The organism is Haloferax sp. KTX1, from assembly GCF_902410085.1.
Classification (GTDB): domain Archaea; phylum Halobacteriota; class Halobacteria; order Halobacteriales; family Haloferacaceae; genus Haloferax; species Haloferax massiliensis.
The window spans coordinates 1-452 of the sequence record NZ_CABPRH010000168.1 but is presented as its reverse complement, the minus strand read 5'-3'; the positions used below and the strand labels follow the sequence as shown (position 1 = coordinate 452).

The window sequence follows — 452 nt, the reverse complement described above, 5'->3', positions numbered from 1 at the left end:
GGTTCCACTCCAACGACGCGCTCCAGCGGGCGGTGTTCCTCGTCCAGGCGATGCTCGGGAACATCGGCGACGCCGGCCAGGGGTACTACAACTACTCCGGCCAGTACAAGATCGAACTGCTGGACGGGTACCCCCACTACGTCAACCCGGACGGCAACGCCGCCCACGGGATGTATCCGGGCTACGCCTTCGCCTTCTTCGGCGGCGAGAAACTCGACCCCCACGAGATTCGCGGCGACTTCGACCGCGAGATGGACCTCGTCCCTCAGGGCGACGCCGAGGAGCCGGTGATGCCGAAGAACGCCGGCTCGTACACGATGTCCAAGCCGTCGATCCTGTGGACGATGAACTGCAACCTCCTGAACCAGACCAAACATCAGGAGCACGTCATCGAGAACTTCGTCAAACACCCAGACACCGAGAACGACCTGTTCATCGTCTCGGACATGCAC

Annotated in this window: 1 pseudogene; it reads left to right on the top strand. The window is 62.4% G+C overall.

Features of this window, described 5'->3' with window-relative positions:
* Positions 1–452: pseudogene (locus FY251_RS21285) on the top strand (hypothetical protein); the annotation flags it as partial.